The sequence below is a fragment of the Streptomyces sp. NPDC090499 genome (genome assembly GCF_044769305.1).
Classification (GTDB): Bacteria; Actinomycetota; Actinomycetes; order Streptomycetales; family Streptomycetaceae; genus Streptomyces.
Map to the genome: position 1 here is coordinate 382,768 of NZ_JBIVXP010000001.1, position 16,778 is coordinate 399,545.

A 16,778-nucleotide genomic window follows, 5' to 3' on the forward strand; every position below is an offset into this window, starting at 1 on the left:
GCTGTGGTCCGACTTCTTGGCGACGTTACCCGAGCCTGGGGCGGACTCCGAGTACCGCGGTGCCGACGCGTACATGTGTCGCCCCGGCGGCCACGGCTTCCTCAAGGTCCGCACTCATCCCTGCGGAGACCATGTTCGCAGCCGGATGGACTCGGCGCAGGTCGGTCGACAAATCCATCAACCGCTCGAACGCCGCCCGTTGGCGCCCCGCGTACTCCCCGGTGAGCGGAGCGACGGTCATGAGGCCGTCGAGCCGCAGTCCCGGCGAGCCGGCGACGAGGGCGGCCAACTCTTCGATTCCGCCCGGCGCCACGCCGCCGCGCTCCCCTCTGCCGCCCGCGCCCGCGTCGAGAGCGACCTGGAGGAGGCACCCGACCTCGCGGCCGGCCCGTACCGCCTCCTTGGACAGCGCGTCCACGAGCCTGGCACGGTCGACGGACTGCACGAGATCCGCATATCCCACTACGGATCGCACTTTATTGGTCTGCAATTGACCGACAAAGTGCCAAAGCAAGGGCAGATCCGAACATTCGGCGGCCTTGGGGGCCGCGTCCTGGTCCCGGTTCTCGGCGACGTGGCGCACCCCGAGCCCCGACAGGATCCGCACGTCGCTCGCCGGATAGGTCTTGGTGACCACGATCAGGGTCACCTCTTCCCGCTTGCGTCCGGCCGCCGCACAGGCGGCGGCGATACGCTCCTCCACGTTCGCCAGGTTTGCGGCGAGTTCGGTCTTACGGTCCGTCATGCCCCATCAGTCCAGCCACACATAGCCGGCGAGCCGCCCGGTGGTGCGGTCCCGCCGGTACGAGAAGTGATCACCCGACTCCAGCGTGCACACCGGCGACTGCGCCCGGTCGAGCACTCCGGCGCGCGCGAGCTGTGCGTGCACTCCGGCGCCCACGTCCACCGCCGGAGTGCCCCAGCCCGTCTCGGCGTGCGCCGTCGGCTCGACGGCGGCCACCTCGGCGCGCATCGCCTCCGGCACCTCGTAGCACCGGCCGCAGACGGCCGGTCCGGTGCGGGCGACGATCCGGGCCGGGTCGGCGCCGAGCGACTCCATGGCGTCGATCGCCGCCGGCACGATCCCCTTGACCATGCCCGGCCTCCCCGCATGGGCGGCGGCGGCCACTCCGGCCACCGGGTCGGCCAGCAGGACCGGCACGCAGTCGGCGGTCAGCACGGCGAGGGCGAGCCCCCTGACCGCGGTGACCAGCCCGTCGACCTCCGGGGTGAGCCGGGTGGTCCACGGTCCCTCGACCTCGGCCACGTCGTTCCCGTGCACCTGGTTCATCCAGACCACCCGGTCGGGGTCCAGGCCGAGCGACTTGGCGGCGATCTCCCGGTTGGTCCGTACCACGCCGGGGTCGTCACCGACCGCCCCGCCGAGGTTGAGCTCCTCGTACGGAGCGGCGCTCACCCCGCCCCACCTGTCGGTGAAGGCGAAGTGCGCGCCGCTCACGTTCTCGCGCTGTCCTATCACGTCGTAAGGATCACTTGAGGAAGTCCGGTACGTCCAGTTCCTCGGCCGCGCTGTCCGTGTAGGAACGGGACGGCGGGACCGGCGGGGCGACCGGGATGTCGGCCACCGGCTCGGGCGCCGGCTCCGGCTCCTCCTTCGGCGTCACGCTGCCGAGCGAGCCGAAGGACGTGCGCTCGGGCTCGCGCCGGGCCGGAGCGGGCTCCTCGCGGCGGGCGGACGCGGAGGACGAGCCGAGGACGTTGTCCCGGCGGGCCGGGGGCTGCCCCCCGTCGAAGCCGGCCGCGATGACGGTGACGCGGACCTCGTCGCCGAGGGCGTCGTCGATGACCGCGCCGAAGATGATGTTGGCCTCGGGGTGGGCGGCCTCGCTGACCAGCTGGGCGGCCTCGTTGATCTCGAACAGGCCGAGGTCGGAGCCGCCGGAGATGGAGAGCAGCACGCCCCGGGCGCCGTCGATGGAGGCCTCCAGGAGCGGCGAGGAGATCGCCATCTCGGCGGCGGCCACCGCGCGGTCGTCGCCACGGGCCGAGCCGATGCCCATGAGGGCCGAGCCGGCCTCGGACATGACCGACTTGACGTCGGCGAAGTCGAGGTTGATCAGGCCGGGGGTGGTGATGAGGTCGGTGATGCCCTGGACACCGGAGAGCAGGACCTGGTCGGCCGACTTGAAGGCGTCGAGCACCGAGACCTGGCGGTCCGAGATGGACAGCAGCCGGTCGTTCGGGATGACGATGAGGGTGTCGACCTCTTCGCGGAGTTCGGCGATGCCGTCCTCGGCCTGGTTGGCGCGGCGCCGGCCCTCGAAGGTGAAGGGGCGGGTGACCACGCCGATGGTGAGGGCGCCCAGCGAGCGCGCGATGTTGGCCACGACGGGCGCGCCGCCGGTGCCGGTGCCGCCGCCCTCGCCGGCCGTCACGAAGACCATGTCGGCCCCCTTGAGGACCTCCTCGATCTCCTCGCGGTGGTCCTCGGCGGCCTTGCGGCCGACGGCCGGGTTGGCGCCGGCTCCGAGTCCGCGGGTGAGTTCACGGCCGACGTCGAGCTTGACGTCGGCGTCGCTCATCAACAGCGCCTGTGCGTCGGTGTTGATGGCGATGAACTCGACGCCCTTGAGACCGACCTCGATCATCCGGTTGATGGCATTGACACCACCGCCGCCGACACCGATGACCTTGATGACTGCGAGGTAGTTCTGCGGTGCTGCCACGTCGAAGGCCTCTCGCCTCGAATTACGTTGCCGTCCTCGTGCGGTGCCCGCGCGGGACGGCAGATGCCGATTGGGACGGTCCGTAGCGCCGACCCGAACCCTAACGTTGAAGTTTAGGGTTACCAGTGTGTCCGTTCCTTGAAGTCTTCTGAACAGGACACTAAGTCGACAAGTGGCGCCCGTTCAACGAACACGCCGAACCTCCCGTTTTTCTTTTCACCCTATGTGATCAGCCGTAGCAGTGCCCAACCAGGGTGCTGGCCTGCGCTGATGTGCGTCAACTTGCCGATGACGCAGGGGCGGTGGGAACACTCACGTCGAAGTGCCGGGCACCGGAAGCGGCTTTCAGGAGTGCGGTGAGGGTGCGCGCCTTGGCGGCACCGTTCTCGGAACTGCCCCACTCCACGACGCGGCCGCCGGCCAACTCCAGCGAGATGTCGTCGTAGGAACGGACCTTGAGGGTCCGGGTGTCCCGGCGGACGGCGGCCGGAATGGCGCGCGCGACGTCGACGGCCTCCCGCACCAGCCGGTCGGTGCCGAACCGGCGCAGGCTCGCGGTCGCCGAACCCGACCGGGCCGGACTCAATTCCAGCTCCGGAATGTCTTTCGGCGCCTGCGAAACCATGGCGAACCGGACGCCCTTCCTGTCCACTTCGGTGAAATTTCCGCCCTTCGCGATGAGCAGCACGGGGGTGCGCTCGGTCACTTTCAGCCCGATTCCGCGGGGCCAGGAGCGGACCACGTCCACCGTGTCGATGCGCGGCAGTCTCCGGCGCAGCCTGGCCTCGATCGCGTCGGTGTCGACGGAGACGAGTGGTGCCCCGACCGGCACGTCGGCCGCCTCCAGGACGTCCTCGGGGGTCAGAACGGCCGTACCGGACACGGAGACATGGCGGACCCGCAGCCACGGGGAGCCGTACAGCAGCCAGGCGGAGCCGGAGCCGAGGAGCACCACGGCCAGTACCAGAATGACCATCCTACGAAAGCGGCGGTTTCGTAGCCGCCGGACGAGCGGCGGGCCGGACGACTCCTGCTGGCGCTCACCGCGTTCCGCGGTGGTGGTCGGTCCGGCCACGCTGCTCACTTGCCTTTCGTCATACGGTCCTATCGGCTTGAGGCGATCGCCTCGTACACCATGCCGACGAGCAGGTCGTCGGCGTCCCGGCGGCCGAACTCGCTTGCCGCGCGCGACATCTCGTACAGCCGGTGCGGGTCGGCGAGCACCGGCAGGACGTTCTGCTGCACCCACTCCGGGGTGAGTTCGGCGTCGTCGACCAGCAGGCCGCCGCCTGCCTTGACCACCGGCTGGGCGTTGAGGCGCTGTTCGCCGTTGCCGATGGGCAGCGGGACGTAGGCGGCCGGGAGCCCGACGGCGGAGAGTTCGGCGACGGTCATCGCACCCGCGCGGCAGAGCATCATGTCGGCCGCGGCGTACGCGAGATCCATCCGGTCCAGGTAACTTACCGGGATGTAGGGCGGCATTCCCGGCATCTGGTGCACCTGCGGCAGTTCGTTCTTCGGGCCGACCGCGTGCAGGATCTGGATGCCGGCCTGCTGCAGCCAGGGCGCGACCTGCTGGACGACCTCGTTGAGGCGGCGGGCGCCCTGGGAGCCGCCGGAGACCAGCAGCGTGGGCAGGTTGGGGTCGAGGCCGAAGCGGTGCCGGGCCTCGGGGCGGGCGGCGGCCCGGTCCAGGGTGGCGATGGAGCGGCGCAGCGGGATGCCGATGTAGCGGGCGTCGCGCAGCTTGCTGTCCGGCGTGGAGACGGCGACCCTGGCGGCATACCTGGAGCCGATCTTGTTGGCGAGGCCGGGACGGGCGTTGGCCTCGTGGATCACGATCGGCACGCCCAGGCGCTTGGCGGCGAGGTAGGCGGGCAGCGCGACGTAACCGCCGAAGCCTGCGACGCAGTCCGCCTTGGTGCGTTCCAGGATCTGCTCGGCGGCCTTGATGGTGCCGCGCAGCCGGCCCGGAACGGTGATCAGCTCGGGGGTGGGCCTGCGGGGCAGTGGCACCGCCGGGATCAGCGCCAGCTCGTAGCCGCGCTGCGGGACGAGCGTGGTCTCCAGGCCGCGTTCCGTGCCCAGGGCCGTGATCCCCACGGTGGGGTCCTGCCTGCGCAGGGCGTCCGCGAGGGCGAGCGCGGGCTCGATGTGGCCGGCGGTCCCCCCACCAGCGAGTACGACATGCACCGAAATTCACCGCTCTCCGGACGAGCGCGCCGCCGAGGCACGCCGTCGCATCGTGTTCCATCTCCGAGGCCCCTGAGGGCCCCCGGCTCCCCGCTTTCTACCAAAGCGAGGTTGCCGCATCGCAAGCGCGGCCCGCGCAGCAGGCTCGTCGCGCGCGAAGGCGATCAGCAGCCCGATGGCGAACATGGTCGGCAGCAGGGCGGAGCCTCCGTAGGAGAACAGCGGGAGGGGGACCCCGGCGATCGGCAGCAGGCCGAGCACCGCACCGATGTTGATCACCGCCTGGGCGGTGATCCAGGTGGTCACGCCTCCCGCGGCGTACCTCACGAAGGGGTCCTCCGTGCGTCCGGCCACGCGGATACCCGCATAGCCTAGAGCCGCGAAGAGGGCCAGTACCGACAGTGTCCCCGCCAGGCCCAGTTCCTCACCGGTGACGGCGAAGATGAAGTCGGTGTGGGCTTCGGGGAGTTGTCCCCATTTCTCCACACTCGCACCGAGGCCGGATCCGAAGAGTCCGCCGGAGGCCAGGGCGTAGATGCCATGAACCGCCTGCCAGCAGTCGGCGACGCCGCTGCGCGGCTCGGTGGCGCCGATGCAGGCGAGCCGGGCCATGCGGTTGGGGCTGGTCTTGATGAGGATCACACCGAGCACGCCCGCGATGGACAGCACGCCGGCGAACAGCCGGGTCGGTGCCCCCGCCAGCCACAGCACGCCGAACAGGATCGCGGTCAGGATGATCGCCGTGCCCATGTCGCCGCCGAGCATGATCAGCCCGAGCAGCAGGAAGCTCACCGGAACGAGCGGCACCAGCATGTGCTTCCACTGGGCCAGCAGCCGCTTCTCCTGTTTGCGCGCCATCAGGTCGGCGCCCCACAGCACCAGGGCGAGCTTGCCGAACTCGCTGGGCTGGATCTGGAAGGAGCCGCCGAGCGAGATCCAGTTCTGGTTGCCGTTGACGGACATCCCTATCCCGGGGACCTGCACCAGCGCCATCATGAAGACGGCTCCGGCGAGGATCGGGTAGGCGAGCGCCCGGTGCAGCTTCACCGGCATGCGGGACGCCACGAGCAGCAGCACGCCGCCGATGCAGGCGGCCAGGAACTGCTTCCGGAAGAAGAACGAGCCCGGCAGCGACATCTGCAGCGCGGTGATCTGGGAGGCCGAGTAGACCATCACCAGGCCCAGCACGATGATCAGCAGACTGCCGCCGAGGATCAGGTAGTACGCGGTCAGCGGCCGGTCCCAGGCCCGGTGGGCGCGCAGGTAGAACCGCCGCAGCGGGTTCTCACGCGCGGCGCGGGGCGTGGCGGGCCTGCGGACCGCCCGCTGTACGGGCGGGCGGCCGGTGCGGCTACCGGACATCAACGCCTCCGCTGAACGTCGACCGTCCCACGCGTCCCTCCGAAGGTCGCCCGGCAGGCGGCCGGGTCAGGCGCCGAGTTCGCGAACCGCCTGGGCGAACGCGTCACCGCGCTGGTTGTAGTTGGCGAACATGTCCATGGAGGCACAGGCGGGGGCAAGGAGCACCGTGTCGCCTTCGACCGCCAGCCGCCGGGCCTCCTGGACCGCCGCGAGCATCGCCCCAGTGTCGGTCCGGTCGAGGTCGACGACCGGGACTTCCGGCGCGTGTCGCGCGAGGGCCTCCCGGATGAGGGCGCGATCGGTGCCGATGAGCACCGCACCACGAAGCCGCTTCGCCGACTTGGCGACCAGTTCGTCGAAGGTCGCGCCCTTCGCCAGACCACCCGCAATCCATACGATCGACTCATATGATGCCAACGAGGCTTCCGCCGCGTGGGTGTTGGTCGCCTTGGAGTCGTCGATGTAGGCGACCCCGTCCACGTCGGCGACGTGCGCGATGCGGTGGGCGTCCGGCGTGAAGGCCCGCAGCCCGTCCCGTACGGCCGTGGGGGGCACCCCGAAGGCGCGGGCGAGGGCCGCGGCGGCAAGGGCGTTGGCGATGTTGTGCGGGGCCGGCGGGTTGACGTCGGAGACCTCGGCCAGTTCCTGGGCGTTCTTCTGCCGGTTCTCGACGAAGGCGCGGTCGACGAGGATGCCGTCCACGACGCCGAGTTGGGAGGGGCCAGGGGTGCCGAGGGTGAAGCCGATGGCCCGGCAGCCCTCCTCGACGTCGGCCTCGCGGACCAGTTCCTCGGTGAGCTTGTCGGCGACGTTGTAGACGCAGGCGACCCGGTTGCCCTCGTAGATGCGGCCCTTGTCCCTGGCGTACGCCTCCATGGAGCCGTGCCAGTCGAGGTGGTCGGGGGCGAGGTTCAGCACGGCCGCCGAGTGGGCGCGCAGCGAGGGCGCCCAGTGCAGCTGGTAGCTGGACAGCTCCACCGCGAGGACGTCGTACTCCTCGTCGCCGAGGACCGCGTCGAGCAGCGAGACGCCGATGTTGCCGACGGCGGCCGTACGCAGACCCGCGGCCTTCAGGATGGACGCCAGCATCTGGACGGTGGTGGTCTTGCCGTTGGTGCCGGTGACGGCGAGCCAGGGTGCGGCGCCGGGGCCGCGGAGCCGCCAGGCGAGCTCGACGTCGCCCCAGATCTCGATGCCGGCCGCGCGGGCCGCCCGGAACAGCGGCTTGTCCGGCTTCCAGCCGGGCGCGGTGACGATGAGTTCGGTGCCTGCCGGCAGGGTCGCGCCGTCACCGAGCCGGACCGTGACGCCCAGCGCCTCCAGTGCGGCGGCCTGTTCCCGCGCGCGTGCGTCGTCGCCGTCGTTGACGACCGTGACGACCGCCCCGCGCGCGTGGAGAACCTTGGCCGCCGGGACACCGGAGACGCCGAGCCCGGCGACGGTGACGTGCTTGCCCTGCCAGTCGGTCACTTGTCCGCTGCCCATCCTGCATAGAAGAGCCCGAGTCCGACAATCACACAGATGCCCTGGATGATCCAGAAGCGGACCACCACAAGGACTTCGGACCAGCCCTTGAGTTCGAAGTGGTGCTGGAGTGGTGCCATCCGGAAGACGCGCTTGCCGGTGAGCCGGAAGGAGCCGACCTGGATGACCACCGACATGGTGATGAGGACGAACAGGCCGCCCATGATGGCGACGAGCAGCTCCGTGCGGGAGAGGATCGCCAGGCCCGTCAGGACACCGCCGAGCGCGAGCGAACCGGTGTCGCCCATGAAGATCTTGGCCGGCGAGGTGTTCCACCACAGGAAGCCGAGGCAGGAACCCATCAGCGCGGAGGCGATGACCGCGAGGTCCAGCGGGTCGCGCACCTCGTAGCAGGCGTTGGGGTTGGTCAGGGTCGTCGCGTTGGCGCAGGACTCCTGGAACTGCCAGACGCCGATGAACGTGTAGGCGCCGAAGACGAGCACGGAGGCGCCGGTGGCCAGACCGTCCAGACCGTCGGTCAGGTTCACGCCGTTGGACATCGCGAGGATCATGAACAGCGCCCAGACCACGAACAGCACCGGGCCGATGGTCCAGCCGAAGTCCGTGATGAAGGACAGCTTGGTGGAGGCCGGGGTGTTGCCACGGGCGTCGGCGAACTGCAGCGACAGCACCGCGAAGGAGATGCCGACGATCAGCTGCCCGGCCATCTTCGCCTTGGCCCGCAGGCCGAGCGAGCGCCGCTTGACGATCTTGATGTAGTCGTCCAGGAAGCCGACCAGGCCCATCCCGCACATCAGGCCGAGCACCAGCACGCCCGAGTAGGTCGGGGTGTAGCCGGTGATCACCTTGGACAGGAAGTAGGCGGCGACCGTCGCCAGGATGAAGGCGATACCGCCCATCGTCGGCGTACCGCGCTTGCTGGCGTGCTCGCGCGGGCCGTCGTCACGGATGTACTGGCCGTAGCCCTTGCGGGCGAGGAGCTTGATCAGCAGCGGGGTGCCGATCAGGGTCAGGAAGAGACCGATGACGCCCGAGAAGAGGATCTGCTTCATCATCGGGCATCAACACCCTCGGCACCGGACTCCAGAAGCGCCTGCGCAACGCTCTCCAGGCCCACCGACCGTGACGCCTTCACGAGTACGACGTCCCCCGGGCGCAACTCGCTGCGCAACAGGTCGACCGCCGCCTGTGCGTCGGACACGTGCACCGACTCCTCACCCCACGAACCCTCGTTATATGCGCCCAGTTGCAGCCAGGAGGCTTCCACCCCCCCGACGGCGACGAGCTTGCCGACATTGAGCCGGACGGCGAGCCGTCCGACCGCGTCGTGCTCGGCGAGCGCCTCGTCCCCGAGCTCGGCCATCTTGCCGAGCACCGCCCACGTGCGTCCCCCCTTTGCCCGTGAGGCAGTGCCCATGGCCGCGAGCGCGCGCAGCGCGGCTCGCATGGACTCGGGGTTGGCGTTGTAGGCGTCGTTGACGATGGTCACGCCGTCCGGGCGCTCGGTGACCTCCATACGCCAGCGGGAGAGGGAGCCCGCCTCGGAGAGCGCGAGGGCGATCTCTTCCGCGGACATGCCCAGCTCATGGGCGACGGCGGCCGCGGCGAGCGCGTTCGACACGTGGTGCTCACCGTACAGGCGCATGGTCACATTGCTTGCACCGGAGGGTGTGTGAAGGCTGAACGCGGGCTGTCCCGTGTCCGTGAGTCGTACGTTCTCGGCCCGTACGTCCGCTTCGGCCGACTCTCCGAAAAGGACCACCTTCGCCTTGGTACGGGAGGCCATGGCCCGCACCAACGGGTCGTCCGCGTTGAGGACCGCGACCCCGCCGTCCTCGGCCGCGGGCAGCGCCTCCACCAACTCGCCCTTCGCCTGGGCGATCTGCTCCCGGCCGCCGAACTCGCCGATGTGGGCGGTGCCGACGTTGAGGACCAGACCGACCTTCGGGGGCGTCAGATCGGTGAGGTAGCGGATGTGGCCGATGCCGCGGGCCCCCATCTCCAGCACCAGGAACTTCGTCTCCTCGGTGGCGGACAGGGCGGTCAGCGGCAGCCCGATCTCGTTGTTGAACGAGCCGGGCGTGAAGACGGTCGGCGCCTTGGTGCGCAGCACCTGGGCGATGAGGTCCTTGGTGCTGGTCTTGCCGGCCGAGCCGGTCAGCGCCACGAGGGTCGCGCCGAGGCGTCGTACGACATGACGCGCGAGGGCGCCGAGGGCGGTCTGGACGTCGTCCACGACGATCGCGGGCACGCCGACGGGACGCGACGCCAGGACGGCGACCGCGCCGGCGGCAACGACCTGCCGGGCGAAGTCGTGGCCGTCCACGCGTTCGCCCACGAAGGCGGCGAACAGGCTGCCCGGCCCCGCTTCGCGGGAGTCCCGGACGACCTCCCCGGTGACCTCGACGGACGGATCCGGTATGTCGTGCGTCTGCCCGCCGACGACTTCTGCGATCTCGGCGAGAGAGAGGGCGATCACAAGTTCATCCCCTGGGTCTTCTGGATTTTCATCCCTGGGTTTTCCGGATGGCTTCGCGGAGGACCTGGCGGTCGTCGAAGGGGCGGATGACACCGGCGATGTCCTGGCCCTGCTCGTGGCCCTTGCCGGCGACCAGCACGGTGTCGCCGGGGTGCGCGCGGGCGACGGCGGCCTCGATCGCGGCGGCCCGGTCCTCGAAGAGGAGCACCTCGCCGCGCTCGTGGGCGGGCACCGAGGCGGCGCCTTCGAGCATGGTCGCGAGGATCGCGAGGGGGTCCTCGGAGCGGGGGTTGTCGGAGGTCAGTACGGCGATGTCGGCGAGCCGGGCCGCGGCGGCGCCCATCGGGGCCCGCTTGGTCCGGTCGCGGTCTCCGCCGCAGCCGAGGACGATGTGCAGCCGGCCTTTGGTGACCTTGCGCAGGGCCCGCAGGACCGACTCGACGGCGTCCGTCTTGTGGGCGTAGTCGACGACGGCGAGGTAGGGCTGCCCGGCGTCCACGCGTTCCAGGCGGCCCGGCACGCCCGGCACGGCGGCGATGCCGTCGGCGGCGGTCTGCGGGTCGAGCCCGGCGGCGGCGAGGGCGACGATCGCGGCGAGGGTGTTCGCCACGTTGAAGGGGCCCGGCAGCGGCGACTTGGCGGCGATCCGGACGCCCTTCGGCCCGACGACCGTGAACGTCGAGTCCATCGGGCCGATGTGCACGTCCGCGGCCCGCCAGTCGGCGTCGGGGTGGCCCTCCGCGGAGTAGGTGACGACCGGGACGGAGGCCTCCCGGGCCAGCCGGCGGCCGTACTCGTCGTCGGCGTTGACCACGGCCCGTCTGCTGCGTTCCGGGGTGAACAGCTGTGCCTTGGCCCGGAAGTAGTCCTCCATGTCGGAGTGGAACTCCATGTGTTCCGGGCTGAGGTTGGTGAAGACGGCGATGTCGAAGACGCAGCCGTCGACCCGGCCGAGGACCAGGGCGTGGCTGGAGACCTCCATGGCGACCGCCTCGACGCCGCGCTCGCGCATCACGGCGAACAGGGCCTGGAGGTCGGTGGCCTCGGGGGTGGTGCGCTCGGACTTGATGCGCTCGTCGCCGATGCGCATCTCGACGGTGCCGATGAGACCGGTGCTGTGCGCGGTCTTCAGGCCGCCCTCGACCAGGTACGCCGTGGTGGTCTTGCCCGAGGTGCCGGTGATGCCGATCTGGAGCAGGTCGCGGCCCGGACGGCCGTAGATGGTCGCCGCCAGCTCGCCCATCCGCCCGCGCGGGTCGTCGGCAACCAGGACCGGCAGGCCCGTCGCGGCGGCGCGCTCGGCGCCCGTCGGGTCGGTCAGTACGGCGACCGCGCCGAGGCCGGCGGCCTGGGCGGCGAAGTCGGCGCCGTGCAGCCGGGCGCCCGGCAGGGCGGCGTACAGGTCGCCGGGGCGGACCGCGCGCGAGTCATGGGTGATGCCCGTGACCTCGACGGTGCGTTTCGCGGGTTCCGGCTCGGCGGCACCCAGCTGATCGGCGAGCTCCGCGAGGGGTGTTGCGGAGACCTGAACCGGCCTGGGCGGCCCCGGATATGTCACGGAAGCGCCCTTCTGGGTGGTTTGGGACTGATCAGCGTGTGGCACGGCGGTGAGCGTACCGGGCGCACCCGCCTGCGAGCTAAAAAGGGGCCCGCGCGCAGCGCGGTCCTGCAAGGGCGGTGGCGGGCGACGGGTGGGCGAGGGGCGCGGCGTCCCGTGGTTCCCGGGATCGGGGGTGATCGTTGTCACGAGCTCGTTCCTGGTGGTCTGTGCGAGGTGCTGGGGCGCTGATCAGGGCTTGTAGTCGACGGGCAGGTTCGCCGCCTTGGCGCCGGTCGGCGGGATCTGCAGGGTCTTGAGGGCGAACTCCATCACCTGCTTGTAGATCGGGCCGCAGATCTGGCCGCCGAAGTAGCTGCCGGCGGTGGCGTTCTGGATGGCGCAGTAGACGGTGATGCGGGGCTTGTCGGCGGGTGCGAAACCGGCGAACGACGAGGTGTAGCCGCGGTACCTGCCGGTGGCCGGATCCACTCGGTTGGCGGTACCGGTCTTACCCGCGACGTTGTAGCCGGGAATGGCCGCCTTGGCGCCGGTGCCCTGCTCGTCGTCCACCACGGACTCCAGCATCTCGGCGAGGGTCTTGGCCGTCTGCCTGCTGATCACGCGGGTCTTCTTGGGCTGGGCGGCCGGGGTGAAGCGGCCGTCGGCACCCTTGGCGCCGCGCACCAGGGTCGGCTCGACGCGGACCCCGCCGTTGGCGATCGTCGAGTAGACGGAAGCCGCCTGCATGGCGTTGATGGAGAAGCCCTGACCGAAAGGAATCGTGTACTGCTGCGAGGTCGACCACTTGTTCGGGGCGGCCAGGATGCCCTTGGTCTCGCCGGGGAAGTCCAGCCCGGAGTAGCTGCCGATGCCGAACTTGCGCAGGTACGTGTAGAGGACCCGGTTGGCCTGTTCCTGGGTCTTGCCGAGCTGGCCGGTGGCGAGGATGGTGCCGATGTTGCTGGACTTGGCGAGCACGCCGTTGAGCGTGAGGTACCAGGTGTCGTGGTCGACGTCGTCCTTGAAGAGCCGGTCGCCGCGGTGCAGCCGGTTGGGCACCACCACGTGGGTGAGCGGGGTGGCGGCGTTCTCCTCCAGGACGGCCGCCATCGACATCACCTTGGCGGTGGAGCCGGGCTCGTAGGCGTCCTGGACGGCCGCGTTGCCCATCGCGTCGGCGTCGGCCGTCGACAGGTCGTTCGGGTCGAAGCCGGGCGAGTCGGCCATCGCCAGGATCTGCCCGGTCTGCGTGTCCTGGACGACCACGTAGCCGCGGTCCGCCTTGGACTTCTTGACCTGCTCGCTGATGGCGTTCTGCGCGGCCCACTGGATGTCCCGGTCGATGGTCAGCTCGACGTCGGAGCCGGGCACGGCCGGGGTCTCGGTGGAGCCCGCGGTGGGCACCTCGCGGCCGCCGGACTGGGCGTAGCGGATCTTGCCGTCCTTGCCGGTCAGCTCCTTGTCGAGCTGCTGCTCGATGCCGCCGCCGCCCTTGCCGTCGGCGTTGACCCAGCCCAGTATCCCGGCGGCCAGGTCGCCGTTGGGGTACACGCGCTGGCTGCTCGGGTCGGCGAAGACGCCGGCCAGCACGTTGACGGTGTTGTCGCCGGTCGCGGCCTTGGCGGTGAGCGCGGCCTTCAGGTCCTTGATCTGCTTCCAGACCTGCGGGGTCTGCCGGGTGGCGAGCCGGACGTAGCGCAGGTCCTTGTTCGCGGGCCGCAGCAGTTTGACGAGGTCGGCCTGGCTCCTGCCGAGGATCGGGGCGAGCAGCGCGGCGGCCTGCTCGGGTCCGTCGGCCACCTTGAGCTGCTTGCCGGTGAACATCGTGGGGTCGGCCGTGATGTCGTACGCGTCCTCGCTGATCGCCAGCGCCACGCCGTTGCGGTCGGTGATCCCGCCGCGCTCGGCGGCCAGGGTGTGCACGACGTACCGGTTCTGCTCGGCCTTCGCCGCGTACGCGCTGGCGTCGACGGCCTGGACCTGGAGCAGGCGGCCGACGAAGACCAGCAGCACCAGGGTCAGGGCGAGCCCGACCATGCGCAGCCGGGGGCGGGGGCTGCCGAGGCGCAGGGGGGGTGCGGCCGGGGGGCGCGGTCCGCCCGGGCGGCGGACCGGGCGGGCGCCGGGACCGGGAGCGGACCGGCTCCGGACGGCGCCCCTGGGGTCCCGGGGGCGGGGCGGCTTGGCGGGGCCGGGCACGCGGCGGCGCGGCGGCTGCCTGTTTCCAGAAGTGTCGGGCACTTCCGTCACCTGCCGGGGGTCGTGGTCGGGGCGGTCCCGGGCGTGAGGGCCGGGGTGGGCGTCGCTCCGGCCGCCGTCACCGGCGCGGAGGCCGGGGGTGCCGTCGCCGGCACGGAGCCGGTGGCCGTCGGGGCGGGTGCGGAAGCGGACTGCGTGCCGAGCGCCTCGGGAGCGGGCGGCGCGGTGGTCTGCCGGAGGCCGGCGGGGCTGGGGACACCCTTCACGGTGCCGTCCGGGCCGAGGAAGACCGGGTCGCCGCCGGGAACCATGCCGAGTTCGCGGGCGCGGCGCTGGAGGGCGTCGGGGGCGGAGTAGGCATCGATGTCCCGCTGCAGCGCCTGTTCCTCGTCGGTGAGGTTCTTCGTCTGCTTCTGCAGGTCGTCGAGTTTGAACGAGCCCTCGCTGAGCGCCGAGTTCAGCACCAGCAGGCCGATCAGGCCGCCGCCGAGGAGCAGGACGACGAGCAGGACGAACGGGGTGCGGGCGGCCTGGCGGGCGCGGCCGGCCGGGAAGAGCCGGGCGAGCCGGGCCGCCCGGCCCCGCAGCTCGGGTTTCCTACTCACGTGTCCTCCGGTGGGTCCGGAAACCCCGCTCGCTCACTCGGCTTCCTCCCTGATGCGCTGGGCTCCCCGAAGACGCGCCGGAGCGGCCCTGCGGTTCTCGGCGACCTCTTCCTCGGTGGGAAGTTCGGCACCGCGGGTGAGCAGCTTGAGCCGGGGCTGGTACTGCTCGGGCACGACCGGCAGCCCGGGCGGCACGGTGGTGGCGGCTCCGGCCGCGAACACCTGCTTGACGAGGCGGTCCTCCAGCGAGTGGTACGACAGCACGGCGATCCGGCCGCCGACCGCGAGGGTCTTCACGGCGGCCGGGATCGCCCTTTCCAGGACGGCGAGTTCGCCGTTGACCTCGATGCGCAGCGCCTGGAAGGTGCGCTTGGCCGGGTTGCCGCCGGTGCGCTTGGCGGCCTGCGGCAGCGCGTCCCGGATCAGCTCGACGAGCCGGGCGCTGTTGCTGAACGGCTCCTTGTCGCGCTCCCGGACGATCGCCGAGACGATCCGCTTGGCCTGCTTCTCCTCGCCGTACTGGAACAGCACGCGGACCAGATCGCCGGCCGGGTAGGTGTTGAGGACCTCCGCGGCGCTGATGCCGGTCGACTGGTCCATGCGCATGTCCAGGGGCGCGTCCTGGGCGTAGGCGAAGCCCCGGTCGGCCTCGTCGAGTTGCATCGAGGAGACGCCGAGGTCGAAGAGGACGCCCTGCACGCGCGCGATGCCGAGGCGTTCGAGTACGGCGGGGAGCTCGTCGTAGACGGCGTGCACGAGGGTGGCGCGGTCACCGAACGGGGCGAGCCGCTCGCCGGACAGGCGCAGGGCCTCCTTGTCGCGGTCCAGGGCGACCAGGCGGGCCTCGGGGAAACGGGTCAGCAGCGCCTCGCTGTGGCCGCCGAGGCCGAGGGTGCAGTCGACGACCACGCTTCCCGGCCGCTCCAAGGCGGGTGCCAGCAGATCCAGGCACCGCTGGAGCATCACCGGGACGTGTCGACTCTGGCCCTCCCGTCGCCCGCCACCGCCCTTATTCGGAAGCGCTTCGCGCCCTTGCATTTTTAGGGGGCCTCTCAGTTCCGGCACGGGGACGCACCGCCGGGTCCCCGCCCGCTCGGTACGCGCACCGCGCACGTGGGGAGACGGTCCGGGCACGTGCCGGGGTCTCCAGGGGATTTCACCAGCGGGGAGAGCCTCGCCTCCCGCTTCGCGTCACTTTAGTCCACCGTGTCGCGCGGTCAATCAACCGGCCTGCGCGGCGCGTACGGCGTCCGGGCCGGAGTGGGGATTCACCGGGAATCACCCGTGCGGACGCGTTCTGCCCTCCGTGTGGGTTAGCTCACAACAAGCCACGATGACGTTCTTTGTCCCCTCTCACAGGAGGCCGTGACCACACGTGACCAGTAACGTCATGACTATGACGACTTCCGCAGCAGTTCCCACTGGATCCGAAGGCGCCATAACCACGGACGGCACCGTGACGGACCGCCTGGTCGACGCCAACCGGACCTATGCGTCCGCCTTCTCCGACCCCGGCATGGACGCCCGGCCCGTGCTGCACGTGGCCGTGGTGGCCTGCATGGACGCCCGCCTCGACCTGCACAAGGCGCTCGGCCTGCAGCTCGGCGACTGCCACACCATCCGCAACGCCGGCGGCGTGGTCACCGACGACGTGATCCGTTCCCTCACCATCAGCCAGCGCAAGCTCGGCACCCGCAGCATCGTGCTGATCCACCACACCGGCTGCGGCCTGGAGGCCCTCACCGAGGACTTCCGCACCGAGCTGGAGATGGAGGTCGGCCAGCGCCCGGCCTGGGCGGTGGAGTCCTTCCGGGACGTCGACCAGGACGTCCGGCAGTCCATGCAGCGGGTGCGCACCTCGCCGTTCCTGCAGCACACCGACGACGTACGCGGCTTCGTCTTCGACGTCCGCACCGGCCTCCTGCGCGAGATCGACCCGGTCTGACCGGCCGCACCGAAGGCTCCACCCGCCCGGACCGGGCCGCCCCTCGGCCCGGTCCGGGCGTGTCACACCCCCCTGGCCCCCCTGGCACCGATCCCGGCGCCGCGCTCAGGTCCGCCGAGCAGACCGTGCACCCCGCAACCCGACCGCCGTAAGCTGTCGACCTCCTGTCGAATAGGCGGTCGAAAGGCCGCAAGACCGACATACTGCGGGCAGTTGTCCACAGGCGAGTGACACGAATCGGTAACGGCAGCAAGAATGCGGTGTGAGACGTCGCGCGGAACCA

General features: G+C 70.9%; 14 protein-coding genes. 1 reads left to right on the forward strand and 13 read right to left on the reverse strand.

Annotated features, from left to right (window positions below; all coding sequences use genetic code 11):
- Window positions 1-25: 25 nt before the first annotated feature.
- The 13 genes from ACIQVL_RS01760 to rsmH form a co-directional block, all read right to left on the reverse strand.
- Entirely contained in the window at window positions 26-745 is a 720-nt protein-coding gene (locus ACIQVL_RS01760) for a YggS family pyridoxal phosphate-dependent enzyme (protein WP_403431360.1), read from the reverse strand.
- Between the two features lie 6 nt (window positions 746-751).
- The gene (pgeF, locus tag ACIQVL_RS01765; protein ID WP_403473994.1) at window positions 752-1,480 is read right to left on the reverse strand and encodes a peptidoglycan editing factor PgeF; all 729 of its coding nucleotides are present in this window, start codon (window positions 1,478-1,480) and stop codon (window positions 752-754) included.
- A gap of 10 nt (window positions 1,481-1,490) precedes the next feature.
- Complete coding sequence (gene ftsZ / locus ACIQVL_RS01770; RefSeq protein WP_403431355.1) at window positions 1,491-2,687, reverse strand: cell division protein FtsZ; 1,197 nt, start codon at window positions 2,685-2,687, stop codon at window positions 1,491-1,493.
- Window positions 2,688-2,964: 277 nt separating this feature from the next.
- The gene (locus ACIQVL_RS01775; protein WP_403431449.1) at window positions 2,965-3,762 is read right to left on the reverse strand and encodes a cell division protein FtsQ/DivIB; all 798 of its coding nucleotides are present in this window, start codon (window positions 3,760-3,762) and stop codon (window positions 2,965-2,967) included.
- Between the two features lie 29 nt (window positions 3,763-3,791).
- A complete protein-coding gene (murG, locus tag ACIQVL_RS01780; protein ID WP_403431352.1) occupies window positions 3,792-4,880 on the reverse strand; it encodes an undecaprenyldiphospho-muramoylpentapeptide beta-N-acetylglucosaminyltransferase in 1,089 nt (362 codons plus the stop codon).
- Between the two features lie 6 nt (window positions 4,881-4,886).
- Window positions 4,887-6,242: a putative lipid II flippase FtsW gene (ftsW, locus tag ACIQVL_RS01785; protein ID WP_403431350.1), complete on the reverse strand. Its 1,356-nt coding sequence runs from the start codon at window positions 6,240-6,242 to the stop codon at window positions 4,887-4,889.
- Window positions 6,243-6,308: 66 nt separating this feature from the next.
- A complete protein-coding gene (gene murD / locus ACIQVL_RS01790) occupies window positions 6,309-7,727 on the reverse strand; it encodes a UDP-N-acetylmuramoyl-L-alanine--D-glutamate ligase (RefSeq protein ID WP_403473995.1) in 1,419 nt (472 codons plus the stop codon).
- On the reverse strand, window positions 7,709-8,779 hold the full coding sequence (mraY, locus tag ACIQVL_RS01795; protein WP_362581947.1) for a phospho-N-acetylmuramoyl-pentapeptide-transferase: 1,071 nt from the start codon (window positions 8,777-8,779) through the stop codon (window positions 7,709-7,711). Before mraY ends, murD begins: the two co-directional genes overlap by 19 nt.
- On the reverse strand, window positions 8,779-10,206 hold the full coding sequence (gene murF, locus ACIQVL_RS01800) for a UDP-N-acetylmuramoyl-tripeptide--D-alanyl-D-alanine ligase (protein ID WP_403431345.1): 1,428 nt from the start codon (window positions 10,204-10,206) through the stop codon (window positions 8,779-8,781). The genes mraY and murF overlap by 1 nt, the downstream gene beginning before the upstream one ends.
- Window positions 10,207-10,234: 28 nt before the next feature.
- Window positions 10,235-11,953 carry a UDP-N-acetylmuramoyl-L-alanyl-D-glutamate--2,6-diaminopimelate ligase gene (locus ACIQVL_RS01805; protein WP_403473996.1) on the reverse strand — a complete coding sequence of 573 codons (1,719 nt, stop codon included), beginning with the start codon at window positions 11,951-11,953 and terminating at the stop codon, window positions 10,235-10,237.
- Window positions 11,954-11,995: 42 nt separating this feature from the next.
- Window positions 11,996-13,996 carry a peptidoglycan D,D-transpeptidase FtsI family protein gene (locus tag ACIQVL_RS01810; protein ID WP_403473997.1) on the reverse strand — a complete coding sequence of 667 codons (2,001 nt, stop codon included), beginning with the start codon at window positions 13,994-13,996 and terminating at the stop codon, window positions 11,996-11,998.
- Window positions 13,993-14,550 carry a septum formation initiator family protein gene (locus tag ACIQVL_RS01815; protein WP_403473999.1) on the reverse strand — a complete coding sequence of 186 codons (558 nt, stop codon included), beginning with the start codon at window positions 14,548-14,550 and terminating at the stop codon, window positions 13,993-13,995. The genes ACIQVL_RS01810 and ACIQVL_RS01815 overlap by 4 nt, the downstream gene beginning before the upstream one ends.
- 33 nt (window positions 14,551-14,583) lie before the next feature.
- Window positions 14,584-15,588, reverse strand: a complete 1,005-nt coding sequence (gene rsmH, locus ACIQVL_RS01820) for a 16S rRNA (cytosine(1402)-N(4))-methyltransferase RsmH (RefSeq protein WP_403474000.1) — start codon at window positions 15,586-15,588, stop codon at window positions 14,584-14,586.
- Between the two features lie 358 nt (window positions 15,589-15,946).
- Between rsmH and ACIQVL_RS01825 the strand changes: the two genes are divergently transcribed.
- Window positions 15,947-16,495 carry a beta-class carbonic anhydrase gene (locus ACIQVL_RS01825; RefSeq protein ID WP_403431335.1) on the forward strand — a complete coding sequence of 183 codons (549 nt, stop codon included), beginning with the start codon at window positions 15,947-15,949 and terminating at the stop codon, window positions 16,493-16,495.
- Window positions 16,496-16,778: the final 283 nt, after the last annotated feature.

Bases quoted from the DNA above. Each gene is read 5' to 3' on its own strand.
- ftsW (WP_403431350.1), bottom strand. From the start codon at position 6,242: ATGTCCGGTAGCCGCACCGGCCGCCCGCCCGTACAGCGGGCGGTCCGC.
- murD (WP_403473995.1), bottom strand. From the start codon at position 7,727: ATGGGCAGCGGACAAGTGACCGACTGGCAGGGCAAGCACGTCACCGTC.
- ACIQVL_RS01825 (WP_403431335.1), top strand. From the start codon at position 15,947: ATGACGACTTCCGCAGCAGTTCCCACTGGATCCGAAGGCGCCATAACC.
- rsmH (WP_403474000.1), bottom strand. From the start codon at position 15,588: ATGCAAGGGCGCGAAGCGCTTCCGAATAAGGGCGGTGGCGGGCGACGG.
- mraY (WP_362581947.1), bottom strand. From the start codon at position 8,779: ATGAAGCAGATCCTCTTCTCGGGCGTCATCGGTCTCTTCCTGACCCTG.
- ACIQVL_RS01760 (WP_403431360.1), bottom strand. From the start codon at position 745: ATGACGGACCGTAAGACCGAACTCGCCGCAAACCTGGCGAACGTGGAG.